Annotated in this window: 21 protein-coding genes and 1 pseudogene; 14 read left to right on the forward strand and 8 right to left on the reverse strand. The window is 61.0% G+C overall.

The window, feature by feature from the left end:
• Positions 1-14: 14 nt before the first annotated feature.
• Positions 15-1,103: a PDDEXK nuclease domain-containing protein gene (locus BACI9J_RS08675; protein WP_159734010.1), complete on the reverse strand. Its 1,089-nt coding sequence runs from the start codon at positions 1,101-1,103 to the stop codon at positions 15-17.
• A gap of 60 nt (positions 1,104-1,163) precedes the next feature.
• On the opposite strand from BACI9J_RS08675, the gene BACI9J_RS08680 reads away from it, so the two are divergent.
• Both BACI9J_RS08680 and BACI9J_RS08685 read left to right on the forward strand, forming a co-directional pair.
• Entirely contained in the window at positions 1,164-1,655 is a 492-nt protein-coding gene (locus BACI9J_RS08680; protein ID WP_159734011.1) for a DNA alkylation repair protein, read from the forward strand.
• 67 nt (positions 1,656-1,722) lie between these two features.
• Complete coding sequence (locus BACI9J_RS08685; RefSeq protein WP_159734012.1) at positions 1,723-3,225, forward strand: FAD-dependent oxidoreductase; 1,503 nt, start codon at positions 1,723-1,725, stop codon at positions 3,223-3,225.
• Here the strand turns inward: BACI9J_RS08685 and BACI9J_RS08690 are convergent.
• A complete protein-coding gene (locus BACI9J_RS08690) occupies positions 3,222-4,211 on the reverse strand; it encodes a hypothetical protein (protein ID WP_159734013.1) in 990 nt (329 codons plus the stop codon). The two genes, BACI9J_RS08685 and BACI9J_RS08690, sit on opposite strands and share 4 nt — an antisense overlap.
• An 80-nt stretch (positions 4,212-4,291) precedes the next feature.
• Here BACI9J_RS08690 and BACI9J_RS08695 point away from each other — a divergent pair, with 80 nt between their 5' ends.
• Genes BACI9J_RS08695 through BACI9J_RS08705 form a run of 3 tightly spaced genes read left to right on the forward strand, consistent with a single transcriptional unit; the run spans position 4,292 to position 6,364 of the window.
• On the forward strand, positions 4,292-4,780 hold the full coding sequence (locus BACI9J_RS08695) for a DedA family protein (RefSeq protein WP_159734014.1): 489 nt from the start codon (positions 4,292-4,294) through the stop codon (positions 4,778-4,780).
• Between the two features lie 31 nt (positions 4,781-4,811).
• The gene (locus BACI9J_RS08700; protein WP_159734015.1) at positions 4,812-5,615 is read left to right on the forward strand and encodes a thioesterase family protein; all 804 of its coding nucleotides are present in this window, start codon (positions 4,812-4,814) and stop codon (positions 5,613-5,615) included.
• A 56-nt stretch (positions 5,616-5,671) separates the two neighbouring features.
• Positions 5,672-6,364, forward strand: coding sequence for a lipoate--protein ligase family protein (locus tag BACI9J_RS08705; RefSeq protein WP_442858659.1), 693 nt, complete (start codon positions 5,672-5,674; stop codon positions 6,362-6,364).
• Positions 6,365-6,406: 42 nt separating this feature from the next.
• On the opposite strand, the gene BACI9J_RS08710 is transcribed toward BACI9J_RS08705, so the two are convergent.
• The 3 genes from BACI9J_RS08710 to BACI9J_RS08720 all read right to left on the reverse strand — a co-directional run bounded on the left by BACI9J_RS08710 (position 6,407) and on the right by BACI9J_RS08720 (position 8,521).
• The gene (locus tag BACI9J_RS08710; RefSeq protein ID WP_159734017.1) at positions 6,407-7,039 is read right to left on the reverse strand and encodes an MBL fold metallo-hydrolase; all 633 of its coding nucleotides are present in this window, start codon (positions 7,037-7,039) and stop codon (positions 6,407-6,409) included.
• Positions 7,036-8,121 (reverse strand): S-(hydroxymethyl)mycothiol dehydrogenase, encoded by a 1,086-nt coding sequence (locus BACI9J_RS08715; protein ID WP_159734018.1) that lies wholly within the window; start codon positions 8,119-8,121, stop codon positions 7,036-7,038. Before BACI9J_RS08715 ends, BACI9J_RS08710 begins: the two co-directional genes overlap by 4 nt.
• Positions 8,122-8,263: 142 nt before the next feature.
• On the reverse strand, positions 8,264-8,521 hold the full coding sequence (locus BACI9J_RS08720) for a mycoredoxin (RefSeq protein WP_018777778.1): 258 nt from the start codon (positions 8,519-8,521) through the stop codon (positions 8,264-8,266).
• Between the two features lie 169 nt (positions 8,522-8,690).
• On the opposite strand from BACI9J_RS08720, the gene BACI9J_RS08725 reads away from it, so the two are divergent.
• A complete protein-coding gene (locus BACI9J_RS08725) occupies positions 8,691-9,437 on the forward strand; it encodes an SOS response-associated peptidase (protein WP_236558843.1) in 747 nt (248 codons plus the stop codon).
• 3 nt (positions 9,438-9,440) lie between these two features.
• Here the strand turns inward: BACI9J_RS08725 and BACI9J_RS08730 are convergent, their stop codons facing one another.
• The gene (locus tag BACI9J_RS08730) at positions 9,441-9,830 is read right to left on the reverse strand and encodes a hypothetical protein (RefSeq protein ID WP_024816866.1); all 390 of its coding nucleotides are present in this window, start codon (positions 9,828-9,830) and stop codon (positions 9,441-9,443) included.
• A 46-nt stretch (positions 9,831-9,876) separates the two neighbouring features.
• Positions 9,877-10,413, reverse strand: a complete 537-nt coding sequence (locus tag BACI9J_RS08735; RefSeq protein ID WP_159734020.1) for a TetR/AcrR family transcriptional regulator — start codon at positions 10,411-10,413, stop codon at positions 9,877-9,879.
• A gap of 58 nt (positions 10,414-10,471) precedes the next feature.
• Here BACI9J_RS08735 and BACI9J_RS08740 point away from each other — a divergent pair, with 58 nt between their 5' ends.
• The 7 genes from BACI9J_RS08740 to pdxS all read left to right on the forward strand — a co-directional run bounded on the left by BACI9J_RS08740 (position 10,472) and on the right by pdxS (position 20,031).
• Positions 10,472-11,527, forward strand: coding sequence for an FAD-dependent monooxygenase (locus BACI9J_RS08740; protein ID WP_159734021.1), 1,056 nt, complete (start codon positions 10,472-10,474; stop codon positions 11,525-11,527).
• Positions 11,528-11,608: 81 nt separating this feature from the next.
• On the forward strand, positions 11,609-11,953 hold the full coding sequence (locus BACI9J_RS08745) for a DUF6504 family protein (protein WP_159734022.1): 345 nt from the start codon (positions 11,609-11,611) through the stop codon (positions 11,951-11,953).
• Between the two features lie 3 nt (positions 11,954-11,956).
• Positions 11,957-15,457, forward strand: a complete 3,501-nt coding sequence (locus BACI9J_RS08750; protein WP_159734023.1) for a DNA polymerase III subunit alpha — start codon at positions 11,957-11,959, stop codon at positions 15,455-15,457.
• A 151-nt stretch (positions 15,458-15,608) separates the two neighbouring features.
• Complete coding sequence (gene thrS / locus BACI9J_RS08755; protein ID WP_159734024.1) at positions 15,609-17,618, forward strand: threonine--tRNA ligase; 2,010 nt, start codon at positions 15,609-15,611, stop codon at positions 17,616-17,618.
• 19 nt (positions 17,619-17,637) lie between these two features.
• Positions 17,638-18,231: an HIT family protein gene (locus BACI9J_RS08760; protein ID WP_159734025.1), complete on the forward strand. Its 594-nt coding sequence runs from the start codon at positions 17,638-17,640 to the stop codon at positions 18,229-18,231.
• Positions 18,221-18,850, forward strand: a complete 630-nt coding sequence (gene pgsA / locus BACI9J_RS08765) for a phosphatidylinositol phosphate synthase (protein WP_159734026.1) — start codon at positions 18,221-18,223, stop codon at positions 18,848-18,850. The genes BACI9J_RS08760 and pgsA overlap by 11 nt, the downstream gene beginning before the upstream one ends.
• A gap of 254 nt (positions 18,851-19,104) precedes the next feature.
• Positions 19,105-20,031, forward strand: coding sequence for a pyridoxal 5'-phosphate synthase lyase subunit PdxS (pdxS, locus tag BACI9J_RS08770; RefSeq protein ID WP_105693961.1), 927 nt, complete (start codon positions 19,105-19,107; stop codon positions 20,029-20,031).
• Positions 20,032-20,092: 61 nt separating this feature from the next.
• On the opposite strand, the pseudogene BACI9J_RS08775 reads toward pdxS, so the two are convergent.
• Positions 20,093-22,106 (reverse strand): annotated as a pseudogene (locus BACI9J_RS08775) (M3 family metallopeptidase).
• A 73-nt stretch (positions 22,107-22,179) separates the two neighbouring features.
• Here BACI9J_RS08775 and BACI9J_RS08780 point away from each other — a divergent pair.
• On the forward strand, positions 22,180-23,445 hold the full coding sequence (locus BACI9J_RS08780) for a CapA family protein (protein ID WP_159734027.1): 1,266 nt from the start codon (positions 22,180-22,182) through the stop codon (positions 23,443-23,445).
• Positions 23,446-23,447 lie beyond the last annotated feature (2 nt).

Below are 23,447 nucleotides of genomic sequence, written 5' to 3' on the forward strand. Positions count from 1 at the left end.
CGCCCTACCCGAAGTCAGCCCTGCAGCCGTGCAGCTTCACTCGCCAGCTCGGCCTCCAGGGTCTCGATGCTCGGCAGGCTCGCCACCAGTTCGTCGGGCAAGGAGTCAGCAAGGGAGGTTTTCCACTCCGCAATGCCCACGGGAGCGTTGAATCCACGCAGTGCATACTCTGCCACCACGCTGTTCTTCTCCTTGCACAACAGCAGTCCGATGGTGGGTTTGTCGTCAGGATGCGCCATGAGATCATCCACGGCTGCCATGTACATGCCAAGCTGACCCAGGAAGCCGGGCTCGAACTTCACGGCCTTCAACTCGATCACCATGTAGCAACGCAACTTCAGGTGATAGAAGAGCAGGTCAGCGAAGAATTCGTCGCCGGCAATCTCCAGCCGGACCTGTTCGCCCACGAAGGCAAAGCCTTGGCCCAGCTCCAACAGGAATTTCTCCACATGTTTCACCAACTGCAGCTCCAAGTCCCGTTCAGTGTGCCGGTCAGTCATGGACAAAAAGTCGAAGACGTAGGGGTCCTTGGTTGCCTGCTGCGCCAGATCCGAATCTGCAGGAACCATGGTGGAGGCAAAGTTGGTGATGGCTTGGCCTGATCGCTCGTGCAGGCGCGTTGAAATCTGGTGCGTCAGCACGTTGCGGGACCATCCGTGTTGGGCAGCCGCCGCAGCGTACCAAAGGCGCGTGGCGGCGTCGTCGAGCTTTTCCAGCAGTGCGATCTGGTGGTACCAGGGCAATGTTGCAAGCGGCGCTTGCAACATTGGGAAGTCCGGCCAAGCCTGGGCAAAGCTCTTCATGTACCGCAGGTTTCTGGGGGAGAAGCCCTTTGCTTCCGGAAACCGCGTGCGGATGTCGGCAGACAAGCGGGTAACAACCTTGGCGCCCCAGCCTTGCTCGGATTCACGTTCCGCAAGCTGCCGGCCGATGCTCCAGTACGAGTTCAACAGCTCGCTGTTGGCCGCCGCCACAGCCCGGGTCCTGCCCACGCGGACCTCCTGAGCCACAGTGCTAAGCAGTGTGGGGTACCAGTGGGGCATGGATGAAGCAGCCGGGACACCCGGAAAAGATGCTTCTGTGGCGAGCTCTTGGGACGTCATGGTGCTCCTGTCGATTGCTGGTGTGACCACGCTAAGGTGAGGCACTGACAAAATAGACGAGTGAGTGAAGCCGGTGAATTCGTGGATTACACGCTGCAGATGGAGTCCACGTGGGAGAAAGCTGCGGAGGCCAGCGAGCGTCTGGGCGGCCGCCTGAAGGTGTACGGCGCGTCCGTGGGTGCCGTGCGCGGAACCATCCGGGACACCCTCAAGCGGTACAAGAACCTGGACCACGACGACGTCACTGCCCTCAGCTCGGAGCTGTGGGCCGAACCTGTGTTTGAACGGCGCCTGGCAGCAGTGGTTCTGCTGCAAAGCAAAGTGGGAGTCCTGGTCAACACCGACCTCACCCGTATTGAAGGCTTCATCAGGAGCGCCGGCACAAGGGAACTGGTGGATCCCCTGGCTGCGGACGTCGTGAGGCCGTTGATGGCGCGCCTGGACGGCCTCGCGAAGGAACGTGCCCAACGGGTACTGGAACGCTGGGCTGCAGATCCGGACCCCGAACTACAGCATGCGGCGGCTCTGGCAACAGGTACCGCCACCCCTTGATATGCACCTGCGAGCCGCCTAGCGTTTCCCTCACCACATGCCAGTGAATTGAGAGGCAGGCTAATCGATGAAATCGCTGTGGTTGGACCGGGAATCCCGCTTCATGTCCGACTCAATCCCCGAAGAAAAGCACTTTGACACCATAGTTGTAGGCGCCGGGCTCACCGGAATGGTGGCCGCCCTGCTGTTGTCCAGGTCCGGCCAGCGGGTAGTCGTCTTCGAAGCCCGAACACTGGGGGCGGTGACCACCGGCAATACCACCGGCAAGCTGAGCCTCCTCCAAGGTGGAGCACTCTCGAACCTTCGCGGCCAGTACTCCCTCAAGGTGGTGCAAGCGTACGTGGAGGCCAACAAGAGCGGACAGGCCTGGCTGACGCAGTACATGGAGCAGCAGGGTATCCCCTTCCAGCGCCGGACTGCGGTCACGTTCGCAACCACCGACGACGGCGGCCGGCGGCTCCGCGAGGAGGCTGCGGTATCGCGGGACGCAGGTTTGGACGTCCACTTCAGTCGTGACCCCGGGCTGCCGTTTCCGGTAGTGGAGGCGTTGGAGCTGGAAGGTCAGGCCCAGATTCACCCCATGGATGTCTTGGAAACACTCGCCAGGGACATCCGGGACCACGGCGGCATGATCGTCGAGGACATGCAGGTGCAGAACGTCGGTTCGGAGCAGCCCATGGAGGTCTCCACCCGCAAGGGCACTTTCACGGCCGACACTGTGGTGATTGCTACGGGCACCCCCATCTTGGACAGGGGCCTGTACTTTGCCAAGCTTGAGCCAAACCGCTCCTATGCTGCAGCGTTGAAGGTCCCGGGCGAGATCCCGAAGGGGATGTACCTGTCCATCGATTCGCCCACCCGTTCCCAGCGCACGCAACCAACACCTGAAGGCGAGCTGCTCCTGGTGGGCGGATACGGGCACACGGCGGGCCGGGCGAAATCGCCGAAGTCGCATCTGGATGACCTGCTCGGTTGGGCAACGCAGCACTACCCGGGTGGGGAGGTCACACACACGTGGTCGGCCCAGGACTACCAAGCCACCAACCTCATGCCGTTCTTCGGCAAGCTTCCCCGCGGCCATGGAAGGATCTTCTTTGGCACCGGCTACAACAAGTGGGGGATGAGCAATGGGGTCGCTGCAGCCCTGTCCATCACCTCTGACATCCTGGGCGGCCAGTCCGACTGGGCAACTGTGATCCATCACCGCGTCACCTCACCCCAAGGTGCCCTCCAGGCGGTACGGCTCAATGCGAGCACTACCAAGCGAATGGTGGAGGATAGGGCAAAAATCAAGGCTAATGCTGAAATCACAGACCAAACGCGCCCCGAAGAGGGAACGGGCGTGGTGGGGCTGTACAAGGGTGAACCGGCAGCAGTCTCCACCGTGGACGGCAAAGTTTGCATGGTTTCCGCGAGCTGCGCGCACCTGGGTGGAATTGTGAGCTGGAACGACGCCGAAAAGTCCTGGGACTGCCCCCTGCATGGTTCGCGCTTCACCCCGGAAGGAAAGTACCTCGAGGGCCCGGCGACGCATCATTTGCAGAAATCGCCGGTCAAGAAGAAGGACTAGCTCAGCCGGTCGACGCGCCGTTGGGCTTGGTCCGCGGCGCGTCGTTGCTGTGTTGCCGCACGTACGGCACGTTTTTTGTCCGATTCCGCAGATTCGGCATCACGGGTGATCCCAATGAGTTCGGCTTCCAGGGTGGCCAGACGTTTCTTGAGGTCTTCAATCCCGGATTTGAGGTTTGCCCGGCGTTCTGCGAAGTCATTGACGGTGTCCCACGCTGCAGATGCTGCCGCTTCCGCTTCCTTGGCTGTTTGGTCTGCGGCCTCGAATTCGCGGCGGGCCTCTTCCAATGCTGCTTTTTGCTTGGCTGCCCGCCGATCGGCCAAGGATGTGGCTTCGTCCTGAGAGGATTTCTGCGGGGGTGCCTTCTCCTTGGACGGAGCGTCTCTGGAAGGCGCCACGTTCTTGGAAAGTGGCGCGGGTTTGGTCTTGGCTGAACGTTTGGCAGGCGCATTTCCAGCTTCAGTGGCGGGCTCGTCGTCGGGACCTGCTGCAGCAATGGCACCAGTGAGGTCAACGGCCTCGAAGCCGCTGCCGCTGAGCCCCCTTACCAGCCTCCCTGTTTTTACCGCGGCAGCGGCTCCGGCATCGGCCATGGCTGCCCTGAATGTCTGCTCAACGTCGGATGCTGCGGCTGCACTCAGGGGAGCGCCAAGCTCGGACGCAAGATCCTTGGCCGCATGCACGGCAGCTGTCAGTTGGCTTTGGCGTTGCTGCCCCAGTTCACGGAAGGCTTCTGCGTCGCCATCCTCCTGAGCGGTTCGCAGAGAAACACCAAAGCGTACGACGCCGTCAATCACCTCGGGCTTGTGAACGGCGAGCATGTTGATGGCCCAGGCGCCGGCGGCCGGCTTGGGGAGACCGCCAATCTCTTTGGCCAAGTCCTTCTGGTCGGCATCCTTGGCTCTGCGGGCCAGTCCGGCTCGTTCGGCCGTGAACTCACGAGGTGTCACGGCGTACAACTCGTTGGCGGCGTCGCGGAGGTCCATGCACTCATCCTAGGGTTTCTCCACAACAGACCACGGGACCGAGTCTTCATTGACCCGCGGCTTAGGGTAGCCTAAGTCGAGTGGATCAGATCATGAGTTTGCCTTTCGGCGTCGCACTCGCGGTGCTCTTCGCTATTGTGATGATCCGCGTCAATGTGACCTACTGGATCGGGCGGGGAGCCGTAGCAGGTCTCGCTCACACCCGCTTCGGGAGCTCGTTGGAACGGCCCAAAGCAGCCCGCGCCCAGGCGCTGATCCAGCGCTGGGGTCCCTACGCCGTCGTACTCTCTTTTCTGACCATTGGCCTCCAAACGGCCATCAACCTCGCAGCCGGTGCCGCCCGCATGCCGCTGCGACGGTACCTGCCGGCAGCCGTGGCAGGTTCTGTCGTGTGGGCGCTGCTCTACGCGACCATTGGTCTTGCTGCCTTGGAGGCTTGGCTGGCGGTAGCGGCGGCCTCACCCATAGGAGCTGCAGTGGGTGTAGCGGCCTGGGCGGCAATTAGTGCTTGGGTTCTCGTGTTCCGTCGGCGTCGGACGAGGGCCAAATCAGCGGATACAGTGGTCTGAGTTCTACAGCTGGATCGGCGAAAGGCCTGAGTTGACTACTGCATTACCGGAACTGGCGGACGGCGACTTTTACTACGAGTCTCTGGGCGAGGGCCGTTACAGGTCCACTATCCATGCCCAGGGTGCATGGAATCCCCACGAGCAACATATGGCTCCCGCGTCGGGCATCATCGCAGATGCCTTGGTCCGTCACGAGCCACGGGATGACGTCCGACTGGCGCGAATCAGCTATGAAATCCTTGGGCTGATTCCCGGCGGTGAATTCCAGATCACCACCTCGACGTTGAGGCCGGGAAGGACCATTGAACTCATCCAGGCAGAACTGTCAGCGGGAGGCCGTGTGGCCATCCGTGCTGCCTCCTGGCGCATGGTCACCAGCGACACCAGCGCTGTTGCGGCAGTGGAAGATGAGCCCATGCCGGCCCCTGATGAATGCAAGCCATGGGACGGCGCCAGCGTATGGCCAGGGGGATACATCCGGTCCCTGGAGATGCGAATTGCCGAGGGTCACCGTCCGGGATCCGGCAAGGTGTGGATCCGCACGTCCCACCCGCTTACGAACAACCGTGAAAGTTCTGATCTGGCCCGCCTCATGGGCCTGGTGGATACCGCCAACGGCATAGCAGCCCGCGTTCCTCCGGGGGAGAACAGCTACATTTTTCCCAACGTTGATCTTCAAATCCATATGTATCGTGCCCCATCCGGTGAATGGTTGGGCCTGGACAACAAGGTCTCTTTTGGAGCGGACGGCATCGGGCTGACGTCCACCGTCCTCCATGATGTCAACGGACCCTTCGGGCGGGCCGAGCAGATCCTGACCTTGAGGAAAAGCTAGTGGCCGGGACGGGAGCAGGGTCACGCACGCTCACGGTCTACCGCCAGACGGAATCCATGGGTGCAGCGGGAGACCTCGACTTCGCTTTGGAGCTGCTTCAGCGCGCACGTAACGGCAAGCTGGGCCCCTCCCTGCGCCTGTACCGACCTCAGCCAACTGTTGCTTTCGGTCAGCGCGATGCAAACTTGCCGGGGTTTCACGCTGCGGAGGAGGCCTGCCGGGAGCTCGGTTTCGAGCCTCTAATACGCAAGGCCGGAGGCCGTGCCGCTGCGTATCACCAAGGGACGTTGGTGATCGATCACATCGAGCCGCACCCGGACGCAATCGTTCGCGCCAAGGCGCGCTTTTCGGAGTTTGGCGAGTTGTTGGCCGGCGCCCTCCGCAGCGTTGGTGTCCATGCCGCCGTCGGCGAAATCCCGGGGGAGTACTGTCCGGGGGAGTTCAGTGTCCACGGTGAGGACCCTGATTTCCCTGCGCACCGTATTAAGCTCATCGGCACGGCCCAGCGCGTTGTTTCCGGAGGCTGGCTCTTCAGCTCAGTAATTGTGGTGGAAAACTCCAAACCTATTCGCGAGGTCCTGGCAGCGTCGTACGCCGCGCTTGGCCTGGAATGGGACACCGCCACGGCCGGGGCCGCCAACGACCTTCTCCCGCATCTGGACGTACCAACCGTGGAGGACGCTGTGATTGAGGCTTACCGCGGTTACGCAGAGATCGTCGACGGCGACTTCCGCAGCCTGGTGGGGTAACGGGATTACCGTCCCAGGCTGCGGAAGGAGACCTCGTTCGGGTCAGTGACCCCGCGCGATCCACTCATCCAAGTGAGGCTTCTCTGCACCGATGCTGGTGGAGTCGCCGTGGCCAGTGCGGACCACGGTTTCCTCCGGCAGTGAGAGGAGCCTGGTCCTGATGGACTCAAGGATGGTAGGGAAGTCGCTGTAGGAGCGTCCCGTCGCGCCAGGCCCTCCTTGGAACAGCGTGTCTCCGCTGAAGAGTGTGTCCTCGCTGGCCAGGTGCAAGGACACGGAGCCTGGAGAGTGTCCGGGCGTGTGGATCGCCTTCAGTGTTGCACCGGCAACAGTGAATTCGTCACCATCTGCGATCGCGACATCCGGATCAGCGTCCGGGAACACGGCCTTCCACAGCATCCAGTCGTCTTGGTGCAGGTGGATGGGGGCGTTGACGAGCTCCCTGAAAGCGCCCGCGGAACTGATGTGGTCGTCATGGCCGTGCGTCAGCAAGATGGCTTTGACGGTTCGGTCACCCACTGCCTCCCGGATTGCTTCGGGGTTGTGGGCGGGGTCGATGACGATGCACTCGGAGTCGTCGCCGACTATCCAGACGTTGTTATCCACATCCCATGTTCCGCCGTCGAGGGAGAATGTGCCGGAGGTGACCACGTGGTCAATTGTTAGGGTGCTCACAGCTCAACCACCGATCGGAGGACTGCGCCTTCGTGCATTTTATCGAACGCTTCTTCCACCTGGTTGATGGTGATGCGCTCTGTGACGAAGGCGTCCAGGTCCAGCTTGCCCTGCTTGTACAGGTCTACCAGCATGGGGAAGTCCCGGGAGGGCAGGCAGTCTCCGTACCAGGATGATTTGAGTGATCCGCCGCGGCCGAAGACGTCCAGCAGCGGCAGTTCCAGGGTCATTTCCGGTGTGGGAACACCAACCAGGACAACAGTGCCTGCGAGGTCGCGGGCGTAGAAGGCCTGCTTATAGGTTTCGGGACGTCCGACGGCGTCAATCACCACGTCTGCGCCGAAGCCGCCCGTGAGGGCCCTGATTTCTTCGATGGGATCAGATGCGGACGAGTCCACGGTGTGGGTCGCGCCGAGGTCCTTGGCGCGCTCGAGCTTCTTTGCGTCGATGTCGACGGCGATGATGGTGGTGGCCCCTGCGAGCGCGGCGCCGGCGATGGCTGCTACGCCCACCCCGCCGCAGCCGATGACGGCAACGGAGTCGCCTCGCTTGACGTTGCCGGTGTTGATCGCTGCGCCCAAACCTGCCATGACGCCGCAGCCGAGGAGCCCCACTGCGGCGGCATCGGCGTCGGGGTCTACCTTGGTGCATTGACCGGCAGCCACCAGGGTCTTTTCGATGAACGCGCCGATGCCGAGGGCCGGTGAGAGTTCCGTGCCGTCTTCGAGTGTCATCTTTTGGGTGGCGTTGTGTGTGTTGAAGCAGTACTGGGCCTGGCCCCGGTTGCAGGCGCGGCAGTTGCCGCAGACGGCTCGCCAGTTGAGGACAACGCGGTCCCCGGGGGCTACATCGGTGACGTCGGGGCCGACTGCGCTGACGACGCCGGTGGCTTCATGGCCGAGGAGGAATGGAAAATCGTCGCTGATGCCGCCGAGCTTGTAGTGGAGGTCTGTGTGGCAGACGCCGCTGGTGAGGATGTCCACCAATGCTTCGCCGGGGCCGGGCTCGGGAACCAGGATGGTTTCGAGGGTTGCGGGGGCGCCTTTGGAGCGGACGACGACGCCTTTGACTGCGTGGACCATGGAGAGATGTTCCCTTCGGGCTGTTTGGGGAGCGGGTCCTGTTTAAAGACAAAGGGGCCCGCTACGGATTCCCACTCTGTCTATCACAGGTGACAGACAGAGTGGGATTGTTCCGTGCGGGCCCTCAACTGTGGGTGGCAGCCTATGCGGCCAGACGGCTCTCAACCTCGGAGGCGGACGGGTTGGTGGCCGCGGTTCCGTCGGGGAAGAGCACGGTGGGCACGGTGCGGTTGCCTCCGTTGAGCTGCTCGACGAGTTCGGCGGTGCCATCGACTTCTTCGATGTTGATCTCGGTGTAGCCGATGCCCTTGGCGTCCAGCTGCTTCTTCAGGCGGTTGCAGTAGCCGCACCAGGTGGTAGAGAACATGGTGATGGTGCCGGAGTCGGGAGTGAAGTCCACAGAGCTCTCCTTGGTATTTGGTGGTTTGCACGGGATGGTTCGTTGTCATCAACGGTAACCCGCATCCGAATAATTCCCGTTGGGCGGCGAAGCAGGGTTACGTCACATGCCTGTGCTGGTGCGTTGTGCGATCAGAAGGCAGACTGTTGCCATGTGTGGACGCTATGTGATGGCTCGTGCGGTGGGGGATTTGCTCGCCGATTTCGATGCCGAACTTGAAAACGAGATTGCGCTGGAGAAGTCATGGAACGTGGCACCGACCGATGCCGTTCCCATTGTGCTTGAGCGGCTGGTTGACGATGCCGTGAAACGGCAGCTTCATGTGGCGAAGTGGGGCCTGGTTCCCTCATGGGCCAAGGACCCCAAGGGTGGTGCGCGGCTGATCAATGCCAGGAGTGAGACGCTGCTGGAGAAGCCGTCTTTCAAGAAGGCCGCTGTGGCCAGGCGTTGCGCGGTTCCGGCGGATGGCTATTACGAGTGGAAAAAGGGTGAGGGGAAGAACAAGCAACCCTATTATGTGCACCCGGGGGGTGGGCATGGTCTGGTTTTTGCGGGCTTGTATGAGTGGTGGCGGGATCAGTCGGCATCCGATGATGATCCGGGGCGTTGGTTGTTGTCCATGTCCATCCTCACTGCCGATACCCCTACGGTTGATGAGGCGAAGACCCGGCGCAGTGCTTCGGTGTTTGACGAACTGACGTCACTTCATGACCGCGTTCCGTTGCCCATGAGCACTGAGACGATGGAAGCGTGGTTGGATCCGCGGGAGAAAGACGCCCAAGGGTTGGTGGATCTGGTCCGTTCCCGGGCACACGACGCCGCGGCTGGGTGGACGTTGGACGCGGTGGGCGCCGCGGTGGGTAATGTCCGCAATAACTCACCGGAACTTATTGAACCGGTGGAAGCGCTCTTTTAGGGGTCAGAGAGCTTCGGTGACGGGCACGCCGGATTGGAACTCCCGGCCGTCGGCTTCGCTGAAGCCTGTCATGACATGGCCTTTGCTGAGTCCGTGGATGGCCGACATCGGGAAGTTCCCGGTGATGACGTTTCCGGAATGCTCCACGCCCTTGATGTCGTAGTTCTCCTCCGCGCTGAGGGAGTGGTTGAAGGAATAGAAGGAGATCGCCTCGCCGTTCATGAACTCGATGCCGAGCCTGCGCTGTGAGGAATAGTCCTCGCTGGCAGCAACAAGGCCCACGACGTAAGCGCCGGAGCCTGGTATGTTGCCATCGATTTCAAACCGTGCCACGAGGTTGTCCTCTTCGGCGGAGATATTGACCTGCTTCAGGAGTGCGTCATTGGTGCTCATGCCACAATCCTGCTCTGCGGACCGGCTGGCGTCCACCCCTTGGCTCTCATCCTTCCAAGAGTCGCCGGATGCTCCTCGCCACGGCGGCACGGTCAATATCCTGCCCTTCACGGGCGGTCAGCAGGTGCATCGCCAGGCCGTCGCTGTAGTCGGATACGGACTCTGCCCGGTCCCGTGCCTCTGATATATCCAGGGCTTCGAGCAGTTGTGCCAGCGCCGATACCAGGCGCTCGTGCCCGGCGGCCACAACGCCGGGCTGGTCCAGGGCGAAGGCGAATCTGGCGCGGGTCAGTTCGGCGTTCTCCTGCGCGAGCCCCAATACTGCTTCGGCGATCTGCCCGGCCAAGGCGGCTACCGACGTCGGGATGACCATTCCACCCTGCTGCAGCAGAAGGCGGTCGCGTTCTTCAACGCGGTCGACGGCGGCGCCCATCAGTGCGGCGCGGTTGCGGAAATAGTTCGAGGTAGTTCCTACGGCAACGCCGGCTTGAGCGTCGACGGCACGGTGGGTGAGTCCCTTCAGGCCTTTGGCGGCAACAACGGCCAGGGCGGCGTCGGCAAGTTCTGTTCGGCGGTCCGGCATGGCGAAAGTCTAGCTTCAACCCCTATGGATACTACAAATGTAGTAGTACAGTGAGCCAATGGAAAAAGTGGACATCATTGGTGGAGGAATCGCTGGACTGGCGCTCGCAGGCATGCTGGACCCCGGCAAATTCGAGGTCACCATCTTCGAGCAGAGACCTGAACTCCCCGCTGTCGGCACAACACTGGCCATGTGGCCCGAAGCGCAGCAGGCGCTCTCAAAGCTTGGGCTCCTTGGCGCCGTCCGGAGCCGCGGCGCCATCATCAAAACCGGGGCACTTCGCAGACCGTCGGGAGAACCCCTGCTCTCCATGGAAGGCGAAGGGCTGGTAGGAATATCCCGGCCCGAGCTCCTGAAGCTTTTGGACAGTGCAGTTCCCCGCTCTGTGCACCGGGAAGCAGGCAGGGTGGAGCGCCTGCCGGATGTTGCAGGCTTGACCGTGGGGGCGGACGGGGTCAACAGCGTGGTTCGGCGGGAACTCCTGGGAAGGCAAAGCGCAGCCAGGCCCACACCGTTCCTGGCCGTCAGGGGTGTCATTCCCGGAACCCCGCACAAAGAGGACATCGGCGAATACTGGGGGCGTGGTCAAATATTCGGGCTGGCCCCGGCCGGAGGCGGGAGCAACTGGTATGCCTCCTTCCGCTCGGACCTTGGGCCGGAAAAAGTAGACGTCGCCGAGGCCCTTGAAGTGACCAGAAACCGCTACGCAAACCACTCTCGCGCTGTTCAGGATGTACTCGCAAAAGCCACCCCGGAAACCTCCCTGGCCCAACGGATCTGGATTTCACCACCCCTGGCGCACTACGCGCAGGGGAATACTGTGCTGGTGGGGGACGCCGCCCATGCCATGACCCCCAACCTGGGACGGGGCGCCTGCGAAGCGTTGATCGATGCCGTGACGCTGGGAGGACTTCTGAACGAGCTGCCCAGGGAAGAGGCGCTCGCGGCTTATGGCAGAAAGAGGGTCATCCGCACGCAACTACTTCGGATTGCTTCATCCCTCATGGGGAACGTGGCGCTCGCCCGGAGTGCACAACCGATGCGCGACGCCTTGATCAAACAGGTGGGGAAGCGGGTGTCGCGAACCCGGGAGAAGGCGCAAACTTCGAAGTAGGTTTTGCCGGAGCGTCAGCGTAAACTGGATTTATTCGAACATACTTTCGAATCAGGTTTTCCGGCGTGAAGAGGTGAAAATATGGGGCTGTTCAGTGAATCAATAGCTGTGAACTGCACGGACACAGGCCAGCCGCAGGGAGTCCAATGGAAAGGCACACTGTACGCAGTAGCCAACAAACCTGAGCGTTGGTATGAACGCCGCCAATGGTGGGTTGAAGAAAACCGTGCCCCCCTGGGAAGCGGAGCCGGGCTGGTTGACCACGAGATCTGGCGGGTACAACTCCAACCCTCCGCAGCTGAAACAGAAACCAGCCACTCCATCACGCTGGACCTCGTCCGCCACCTGGGCAGCGGCCGCTGGAGACTCCTGCGCATCCACGACGCCGCGCCATCCCGCGCCGTAGAACCCGAAGAAGCAGCGTGAACCTTGAGCTTTACCCACCTGCACGTCTCCACAGCCTTCAGCGCACACTACGGCGTCTCCTGGCCTGAAGAACTGGCCCAAACAGCAGCAACAGACGGAGCCACGGCTCTCGCCTGCACAGACCGTGATGGCCTGTACGGCACCATCAAACACCTCAAAGCGTGCATGGACGCAGGCATCCACCCCATCGTCGGGGTAGACCTCGCAGTATTCGACGACGACGGCGACCACCGCACACAAGTCTCCGGCCGCGTCGTCGTACTCGCCCACGGAAACAACAACGGCGCCGGATACAGGGCACTATGCCGCCTCATATCCGACGCCCATGCACGCACCTCAGGAAAAGCCGGCGGAACAATCCCCGTTGCAGTCACACGCGGAGAACTCGCCTCAAGAACCCTCCACCCCAAAACCCTCAAACCAGTCCTCACCGTACTCATAGGACCAGACTCCGATGTAGGCCGAGCCATGGGAGGCCGCAAATACCTCAAACCCAGAACCCTCTTCAAACAATGGATCGACGCCATGCCTCCCGGCACCATGGTGGCCGAAGTCGTCTCCCACCTCAGCGCCCCGGGAGAACCACTCAGCACAGCCCACGCAGTACGAATGCTCAAGCTCGCCCTCGAATACAACATCCCCGCAATACTCAGCAACGCCGTCCGCTACTGCGCACAGGACGGCGCCGCCACCGCAGACGTCCTCGACTCCGCCCGCACCCTCAAATCCCTTCCGGAACTCTCCACAGAACCCCTCCTCCAACCAACAGGACAGGGATGGCTGAAAACCCCTCAGCAAATGCTCCAACTCGCCAAAGAGATCATGAACTCCGCAGGCCAAGGAAAAGCGGACCTCACCAAGCTCCTCTCAAACACCGAAGCGCTCGCAGACAAATGCCGCATCGACCCCATCCTGGACATGGGTTGGAAAAGGCCGGTAGTCCCCGAAGCCTCCATCATCGGCATCGATGCAGACCCCATGGTGGAACTTTCCCAACGCTGCGAAGCAGGAATCAACAGACGCTTCCCCGGCATCAACGGGGATGCAGAAAAGCAACTGCACTCGCGGTTGGAGCATGAGCTGGGGATCATCAGCCGGCTCGGGTTTGCCTCGTACTTCCTCACAGTGGCAGAGGTTTCAAGGATGATCCTCGATATGGGTGTGCGGGTAGCCGCCCGGGGATCCGGCGCTTCAAGCCTTGTCAATTACCTGATCGATATCAGCCAGGTTGACCCGATACGCCACGACCTCATTTTCGAACGTTTTCTCTCCGGTCGTCGGTCAACCCTTCCTGACATCGATATTGATGTGGAAAGTGCCGAAAGGCACAACGTCTACCGAAAGATTTTTGACCGATTCGGGGCCGAGCGCGTCACCTTGATGAGCATGCAAAACGGGTACAGGGCGCGTGGTGCCGTGAGGGATGCCGGTATGGCCTTGGGAATGCCGGACGAGGAAGTCGGTGAGATTGCCAAGCAACTGTGGAGATTCTCTGCACGCAAATTCAGGGAAGCCCTGGTGGAGAAGCCCGAGCTTCGGGATTTTGCCGGCCGGGTGGAGCGGGGAGCCCTGGAGGAGAATCAACAGTTGGATCTGTTGGTGGATCTCACCGAAAGGCTGGATCGTCTGCCCCGGCATATTTCAATGCATCCCTGCGGAGTGATCTTGGGAGATGCCACTCTCCTGGATAGAACCCCTGTCCAACCCAGCGGGTTGGGCCTGCCCATGAGCCAATTCGATAAACACGACATGGATCCCATGGGGATGCTCAAGCTGGATGTCTTGGGCGTCCGGATGCAGAGTGCAATGGCCTTCGCTGTCCGGGAAGTGATTCGTCTTCATCCCTCCAAAGCTGAAGTGGTCGCAGCAGGGAAGCACCCGGTGGAGCCAGGTGGAAGTGGTCCTGACTACATTGCTCCTGACGGCAGGATTGACCTCAACTCCGTTCCATTCGACGATGAACCCACCTATGAACTGATCCGCAGTACCCACACACTTGGTTGTTTCCAAATCGAATCACCGGGACAGCGTGAACTCATTGGCAAGATGGCTCCCAGGGAATTCAACGACCTCATCATCGATATCTCCCTTTTCAGGCCCGGACCCATGAAGTCGGATATGGTGCGGCCCTTCCTGGAGCACCGGCACGGCTTTGCTCCTGAGATTTATCCCCATCAAGACCTCAAACCCGTCCTCCAGGAAACGCACGGGGTGACCGTTTTCCATGAGCAGATCCTGAAGACCTTCCACGTCATGACCGATTGCGGTTTGGACAGGGCTGACGAGTTTCGCCGCGCCCTTGGTGACGAAGTGCATGAGCCGGGAGTAGAGAAGTACTTCAGACGAGAAGCAATAAAGAAGTACTCACCCGAAGTAGTGGATAAAGTCTGGGGAACGCTGAAAGCCTTCGGCAGTTTTGGCTTCTGTAAGGCCCATGGCGCTGCCTTTGCCGTACCTACCTATCAATCGGCCTGGCTCAAAGCCCACCATCCGGAGGCCTTTCTGGCAGGGCTATGGGAACACGATCCCGGGATGTATCCCAAGCGGCTGCTGGTAGCTGAGGCACGACGTCTTGGCATTCCCATCCTGCCTTTGGATATCAACAGGAGCCAGGCGGAATACAGAGTGGAGAAGATCCTGCACGGCCCGGATCAGGGCAAGCTGGGCATCCGCCTGAGCCTGACGGGCATTTATGGACTTTCCGGAGCGGAACTTAAGAGGATCGTTGCCGGGCAGCCTTACGACTCCCTGGCAGACCTGCGGGCCAGGGCAAGGGTAAGTAAGCCGAACATCAAAAGACTGGCCCAGCTGGGCGCCTTTGATGCCTTGCATAAGGACTCCGGTGGAAAAGCCAACCGTGCTGACTTGGTGCACCATTTGCAGGCCCTGCAAAGCAGCGCCACCAAAAAAGCTCCGGATGTCATTGAGGGCCAGCTGTCATTTGCCCTGGGTGATGTTGAATTGAGAAACCTTGCTCCCGAACTTCCTGAGCCAACCATGGTGGATAACGTCAGGGCAGAACTTGATCTCATGGCTGTGGACGTCAGTGAACACTTGATGGAAAGCCATCGACCCCTCTTGGACAAACTGGGGGTCACAACTGCCGATAAGCTCCTGGGCTTACGCAACGGAACCGAAGTCCTGGTGGCAGGGGTCCGGGTTGCCACCCAGACCCCTCCCATGCGGGGCGGGCGGCGTGTTGTCTTCATCAGCATTGATGACGGCACCGGTTGTGTGGACTCTGTCTTCTTCCATGAGGCCCAGGAAGAGTCCGGACCTTTGCTGTTTGGTACCCGCCTGCTGCTGATCAGGGGAACCACCAGGCGGACCGGGCCCAAAGGGATCAGCCTTAGTGCCAGCAAAGCCTGGGACCTCAGCCGTCCCGAAGAGTTGCCCTATTCCGAGCTTCTTCCTGCTGAGGCTGGGCTATCGGACGAATACACCCGTCATGGGCCGCTCCACGGTATCTCCAGGAACCTTGCCATTACAGGTCTGGGAAGCTGAACCTGCAACAAACTCCTGCCTCGAGCAGCCCGATCCGGCCACGGCGCGCTGCTTTGGACGCCTTCACCGAAGCAGATACGATTGACGGTGGCTGGCTGTGGTCCCCGTACGCCACAAGCTATGAAGCCTTAACTATGAATAGGAGACACCCGTGTCAGATGCCCAACAGATCACCCTCATCGTCGATGGCGAAGAGACCAAGGTGACGGAAGGGACTACCGGCGCGGAACTCTTCTTCGAGCGCCGCGACGTCGTTGTAGCCCGTGTCAATGGTGTTCTTAAAGACTTGGACCAGGTACTCACCGAGGGCGCTGACGTCCAAGGCGTCACCATCGATTCCCCCGACGGTCTCAACGTTCTTCGCCACTCCACAGCTCACGTCATGGCCCAGGCTGTGCAGCAGTTGCGCCCCGATGCCAAACTCGGCATCGGCCCTTACATCACTGACGGCTTCTACTTCGACTTCGACGTCGCTGAGCCGTTCACCCCTGAAGACCTGCGCACACTGGAAAAGATGATGCAAAAAATCATCAACCAGAACCAGAAATTCGTGCGTCGTGTTGTCACCGAGGACGAGGCCCGCCAAGCCATGGCCAACGAGCCCTACAAGCTGGAGCTGTTGGGCAAGAAGAACGACTCCACGGACGCCGCGGAAGGCGTCAACGTTGAGGTCGGTGCAGGCGACATCACCATCTACGACAATGTGGATCGCAAGAGCGGCGAGAGCATCTGGTGTGATCTTTGCCGGGGTCCTCACCTGCAAAACACCAAGATCATCTCCAACGCCTTCGCCTTGACCCGTTCTTCCGCGGCATACTGGCTCGGCAACCAGAACAACCAGCAGCTGCAGCGCATTTACGGCACGGCGTGGCCCACCAAGGAAGCCCTCAAGGCGTACCAGGAACGCATTGCCGAAGCTGAGCGCCGCGACCACCGCAAGCTCGGCGTGGAACTTGACCTCTTCTCCTTCCCCGATGAACTGGGCTCCGGCCTGCCTGTGTTCCACCCCAAGGGCGGAATCATCCGCAAGGCCATGGAGGACTACTCCCGCCAGCGCCACGTGGATGCCGGGTATGAATTCGTCTACACACCCCACATCACCAAGGGCCACCTCTACGAGGTCTCCGGGCACCTTGACTGGTACAAGGACGGCATGTTCCCGGCGATGCAGGTGGACGCCGAATTCAACGAAGACGGCTCTGTGCGGAAGCCGGCTCAGGACTACTACCTGAAGCCGATGAACTGCCCCATGCACAACCTGATTTTCCGCTCACGGGGCCGGTCCTACCGCGAACTTCCGCTGCGGCTGTTCGAATTCGGTTCGGTATACCGCTACGAGAAGTCCGGCGTTGTGCACGGCCTGACCCGTGTCCGCGGTATGACACAGGACGACGCCCACATCTACTGCACCCGCGAGCAGATGAAGGATGAACTCACCACTACGCTGAACTTCGTGCTGGGCCTTCTCAAGGACTACGGTCTGGATGACTTCTACTTGGAGCTCTCCACCAAGAACGAAGAGAAGTTCGTTGGTGACGATGCCGCCTGGGAAGAAGCCACCCGCACGCTTTCCGAGGTCGCTGCTGCCTCGGGTCTGGAACTGGTTCCGGATCCGGGCGGAGCAGCATTCTATGGTCCCAAGATCTCTGTCCAGGCAAAGGATGCACTTGGCAGGACCTGGCAAATGTCCACCATCCAGTTGGACTTCAACCTGCCGGAGCGTTTCGAGCTGGAGTACCAGGCAGCCGACGGCACACGCCAGCGGCCCGTTATGATCCACCGGGCACTGTTCGGTTCCGTGGAACGCTTCATGGGCGTGCTTACCGAGCACTATGCCGGAGCCTTCCCGGCCTGGCTCGCCCCCGTCCAGGTAGTGGGCATTCCTGTGGCCGAGACCTTCAACGACTACATGTTCGACGTCGTGGGACAGCTCAAGGCGGCCGGCATCCGTGCCGAGGTGGACATCTCCTCGGACCGGTTCCCCAAGAAAATCCGCACAGCCAGCAAGGACAAAATCCCGTTCGTCCTGATTGCAGGTGGAGAGGACGCCGAAGCCGGTGCAGTGTCCTTCCGTTTCCGGGATGGCAGCCAGGACAACGGCGTTCCAGTGGCCGAGGCGGTCCGAAGGATCGTTGACGCCGTCAAGAACCGCGAGAGCTGACGGAACGGAAACAAAGACGGTGCAGGAGAACACAGGCGCGGCACATGACCTACCGGGTGACGCCGACGTAACCGATGACTTCGGATTGGCGGGCGTACCGGATGCTTTTCAGCGCCTGTGGACTCCGCACCGGATGGCTTACATCAAGGGCGGGCAGGATCAATTCAAAAACAAGGATGATTGCCCGTTCTGTGTAGGACCAACCCGCTCGGACGAGGAATCCCTGATCGTGCATCGGGGAAGGACCTGCTACGTTGTCCTCAACCTGTTCCCCTACAATCCCGGTCATCTGTTGATCTGCCCTTACCGGCACGTCCCCGACTACACAGACATCACCGTGGAGGAAACGGCCGAGTTCGCTGAACTTACGCAGACGGCGATGCGCGTGCTGCGGAAGGTTTCGAATCCGAGCGGCTTCAACCTCGGCATGAACCAAGGCGTGACCGGAGGTGCCGGCATCGCCGCGCATCTCCACCAGCATGTGGTTCCGCGCTGGGGCGGGGACGGAAACTTCTTCCCCATCATCGCCCAGACCAAGGCCATCACGCAGACACTCGATGAGGTCCGCAAGCTTGTGGCCGAAGCCTGGCCGGGGGAGTCGAATGCTCAATAGGCATGCGCGCGGCTTCTTCACTTCACTTTTTACTCCTTTAGCGCGTTGGCTCCTCAAGATCGGTGTGTCTCCGGACGCCGTGACCATTGCAGGGACCTTAGGGGTGATTTTGGGCGGGCTCGTCCTTTACCCGCTGGGCTTCTTATGGTGGGGCTCAGTGGTGGTTGCGTTCTTCGCCTTCTCGGACGTAGTGGACGGAATCATGGCGAGGCTGCAGGGCCGCAGCGGAGGTTGGGGCAACTTCCTGGATTCCACCCTCGACAGGCTCGCTGATGGCGCCATTTTTGCAGGCCTCACCATCTGGTTTTTCACCGGTGGTGACGATCCTGCGATTGCTACTGCTGCCGTCATCTGCCTGGTTCTTGGAATGGTTGTTTCCTACGCCAGGGCCAAAGCGGAATCCCTGGGTTACCAGGCCAGTGTGGGAATCGCAGAACGTGCAGAACGACTCGCGTCCGTACTGTTTATCACCGGGCTCACGGGGCTGGGCCTGCCACCTGTTGTTCTATTCGGGACGCTGATCCTTTTGGCCCTGGCGAGTGTGATCACCATTGTCCAGCGGATGTCCACCGTGCGGCGGCAGGCAATGGCCGAAGCAGACGGAACTGCCGCAGCGTAATGCTCGAGAGGCCAGTCGCTCCCAGGGAACTGGCAACCGACCAAAGTCGTTCCAGCTCAATTGTGCAGCTGACCTACCACAGCCCGCTTTGTTGCCCTCTACAGGGGTAATGAATGTACTGCCGGCATGCAAGGTGGGACTACTATTACTAGTACTTGGTCACCTTGACCTGAAACCCGGTGTGCGCTGATTGCGGTCGTGTGGCTGCGCGCGCCTCCGGCAAGAAGGTCGTTTATCTACCCATAGGGGTTTTTGTGTCTACACCAGATGTAAGCAACGAAGCCGGTTCGTCCGCGAACAGCGTCACGGGCAGCAGCCGCGTCAAGCGGGGCATGGCGGAGATGCTCAAGGGCGGCGTCATCATGGACGTCGTTAACGTCGAGCAGGCCCGCATCGCTGAGGACGCCGGTGCCGTCGCCGTCATGGCGCTCGAGCGCGTACCTGCCGATATCCGCGCCCAAGGCGGCGTCTCCCGCATGTCGGACCCGGACATGATCGATGCGATCATCGCCGCGGTGTCCATCCCTGTGATGGCCAAGGCCCGCATCGGCCACTTCGTTGAAGCACAGGTCCTGCAGTCCCTCGGTGTTGACTACATCGACGAGTCCGAGGTCCTGACCCCGGCCGACTACATCAACCACATCGACAAGTGGAACTTCACCGTTCCCTTCGTCTGTGGTGCCACCAACCTGGGTGAGGCCCTGCGCCGCATCAACGAGGGCGCGGCCATGATCCGTTCCAAGGGCGAGGCCGGCACCGGTGATGTTTCCAACGCCACCGGGCACATGCGCAAGATCCGCTCGGAGATCGCCAAGCTCGCAGCCCTCCCCGAGGACGAGCTGTACGTTGCGGCCAAGGAACTGCAGGCCCCGTACGAGCTGGTCAAGGAAGTTGCCGCCACCGGCAAGCTCCCCGTTGTCCTGTTCACCGCCGGTGGCATCGCCACGCCGGCTGATGCTGCGATGATGATGCAGCTCGGCGCCGACGGTGTGTTCGTTGGTTCGGGTATCTTCAAGTCCGGCAACCCGGCAGAGCGCGCCGCCGCCGTCGTGAAGGCCACCACCTTCCACGACGATCCTGACGTGATCGCCAAGGTCTCCCGCGGCCTGGGCGAAGCCATGGTGGGCATCAACGTGGACGAGATCCCGCAGCCGCACCGCCTCGCAGAGCGCGGCTGGTAAACAGCAGGAGAACTACGACGCCGGGCCGGTCACCTTCCAAGGTGACCGGCCCGGCGTCGTACTAGTCCAGTCCTCGGCGTTTCAGGAGGGGTTCCAGCTTTGCGTCACGACCTCGGAAGGCGGCGGAATGACTCCAAGGGGTCCCTGCTGTTACCCCGTGAGAGCAGCTCGGACCTGAATCGTTCCCCGTTTGACCGGGTAAGGCCACCGTTTTCCCTGAACCACTCCACGGTGTCGGCGTCCAGCACCTCGCTCCAGATGTAGGAGTAGTATCCGGCTGCGTAGCCCGCGCCGGCGAAGATGTGCTGGAAATAGCCCGTCCTGTATCTCGGTGGGATCAGGGGGTGGGCGATGGCTGCATCGGCCAGTGCCTTGGCCTCGAAGGCGAGAACGTCATCCGGCACCTCCGCCTCGGAGATGACGTGCCATGCAAGGTCAAGGAGCGCGGCTCCGAGGTATTCGGTGGTGGCGAATCCTTCTCCCCACAGCATTGAAGCATTGAGTTTGTCCACCGTGTCCTGGGGGAGCGGCTCTCCCGTGGAGTGGTGCCGGGCGTAGTTGCCCAGTACCTGAGGCCACATGATCCACATTTCGTTGACCTGGGAGGGGTACTCCACAAAGTCCCGCGGTACGGACGTTCCGGAGAACCGCGGATAGGTGACATCGGAGAATAGGCCGTGCAGCGCGTGGCCGAACTCGTGGAAGACCGTACGGACCTCATCCAAAGACAAAAGCGTGGGCTCGCCGGGAGCCGGTTTGGTGATGTTGAGGTTGTTGATGACAACGGACCGCGTTCCCAGCAGGTGGGACTGATCCATCAGGGAGTTCATCCAGGCACCTCCGCGCTTGGATTCCCGGGTGTAGTAGTCGCCCAGGAACAGCCCGAGGCCACTGCCGTCTTCATTGCGGACCTCCCACACCGGGACATCCGGGTGATAGCCCTCCAGGTCGTCGCGTTCATGGAAAGTCACCCCGAAGAGCTGTGTCGCCGCATGGAAGACGCCGTCATTGAGGACAGTTTCGAGGCTGAAGTAGGGGCGGAGCGCCTGCTCGTCCACCTGAAACTTTTCCTTGCGAACCCGGGCAGAATAGTATGCCCAGTCCCATGGTTGGAGTTCGTGGCCCGCGGCTTCCGCCAACGCGTCCGCCTCCGATTGCGCATTCCGCACGGCCGCCGGCGCCAGCCTACCCAACATGGCTTGCACTTCGCTGAAACCGGGCGCCGTCTGCTGGTCGACCACCAGCTCTGCGAAATTCGCAAAGCCCAGGAGAGCTGCCTTCTCCGCCCGCAACCGGACAGTAGCTTTCACCAGGTCGCGAACGTCCAAGGGGCCGCCATCAGTGCCGCGCGCCAGGGACGCTTCGTAGAGGCGACGGCGGATGGACCGGTTCTCCAGGAACGCCAGGGCGGGCTGGTTGCTGGGTTGGATCAGGGTCAGCAGGAACTTGCCGTCATGACCTGCAGACTTTGCTGCTTCCGCGGCACCGGTGATCACTTCCGTTGGCAGGCCGGCGAGCTCACCGGCGTCGTCAAGAAGCAGAGCGGCGGACTTCATGGCTTCCTTGACGCGCTGACCAAATTCGGTCCCCAAACGGGACAGTTCGGCGTTCACCTCACGCAGGCGTTGTTGCCCGGCATCATCGAGCTGAACACCGGACTGTCGGAACTCCTTGAGGTACTCCTCCACCAAGCGGGCCGACTCCTGATCCAAGCCGGTGGTATTGATCGCTGCGAATCGCTCGTAGAGCTCCCGGTTCATGTAAAGAGCGTCCTGATGCGCTGAGAACTTGGGGGACAACTCTGTTTCCAGCGACTTAATGGTGTCAGAAGCATCTGCAGAAACCATTGTAAAGAACGCCGCGGCGGCCCTGTTGAGGAGAAGTCCGGACCGCTCCATGGCCATGGCTGTGTTTTCCAGGGTGGCCGTCTCAGGGTTATCGGCAATCCTGGCGATTTCGCTGAGATGCGCCGATAAACCTGCCTCTATGGCCTCGGCATAGTGCTCTGGCGAAATGCCGGAGAAGGGCGGAAGCCCGTAGGGCAATGTGCTGGGGCTCAAGAGCGGATTGGTCATGAAGTGACTCTTTCACGTAAGAATCGTGTCCTCAAGGGCGGCACGCCCTGATCAGCAGGGCTTCGGCCGTAGGATGAAATTCATGGGCAAAATCACATTTTCCGTGGGCCGGTTCCGCCCTCACAAAGCGGCACTCGTGGTCAGTGGCATGGTTCTTGCCTTCTCACTGAGCAGTTGCGGCGTTATTGCAGAAAACGATGACGCTGAGCGCAGCAGCGCTGCTTCGGCACCGGCCACCGGGACTCCAAGCCCAGCCCGTACCCCCGCACCAAACCCCACCCCAGGCAAGGGGCCTGCTTGCCCGGAACTCCGCTGCACCTCCATTACCGTGACCGGGGACATGTTGGTTCATACCCAGCTCTGGCAGCAAGCCAGAGCTGACGCTGCAGCGTTGGGACAGCCGGGGTACACATTCGTTCCGCTTCTGGAAGGGCAGCGACGCTACATCCGCAACAGCGACCTCGCCATCTGTCATCAGGAAACGCCCGTTGCTACACCGGAGGGTCCATTCTCAGCCTACCCGTCTTTCAACGTGCCACCGCAAATCATCACGGCCTCCAAGGATGTGGGCTACAAGGCCTGCACGACGGCCAGCAACCACACCATTGATCGCGGGACTGAAGGATTGCTGCGAACATTGGACGCCCTGGATGCAGCAGGCCTGAAGCACACGGGCTCGTACAGGACAGAGGCCGCATCCAAGGAGATTCTCATGCTCCAGACGGACGCTGCCAAGGTGGCCGTCATCATTGGCACGTACGGCCACAATGGTCAGATTCCGGAATACCCTTGGCTGGTTGACGAGCTGGATCCAGCGGCAATGATCGCGAAGGCAACACAAGCCAAGGCGCTTGGAGCTGACATTGTGCTGGGCGTCATGCATGCCGGAGATGAGTACGCCAGTGAAGCCAACGCCCAGCAGCAGGACGTTGCGCACGCGTTGGTGGACAGCGGCCAGTTCACCATGATCTACGGTCACCACACGCATTCGGTGTTGCCGATCGAAAATTACAAGGGCACGTGGATCGTCTACGGTTTGGGCAACGGTGTCACCGAATTGTCACCGTGGTATGTCCTGAACAATGAAGGGCTGCTGGTTCGGGCGCAGTTCAGCCAGAACACTTCAGGGGTGTGGACTGCTTCGGACCTTGCTTGGGCACCGTCGGTAATCGTTCGGGATCCGTACCGTTGGTGCTCCGTGGCAAGCGACGCACCGCAGGGAGTCTGCGCCACCCCTGCGGCCGATGCTGAGACCCGTCAGCGTACCAAATCAGTAGTTGAGTCGATGGGCGCAGCCACCGCTGGGGCGCATGAACTGCTGATCACCAAAGAAAAGTAGCG

The sequence above is a fragment of the Arthrobacter sp. 9V genome (genome assembly GCF_902506065.1).
Classification (GTDB): Bacteria; Actinomycetota; Actinomycetes; order Actinomycetales; family Micrococcaceae; genus Arthrobacter.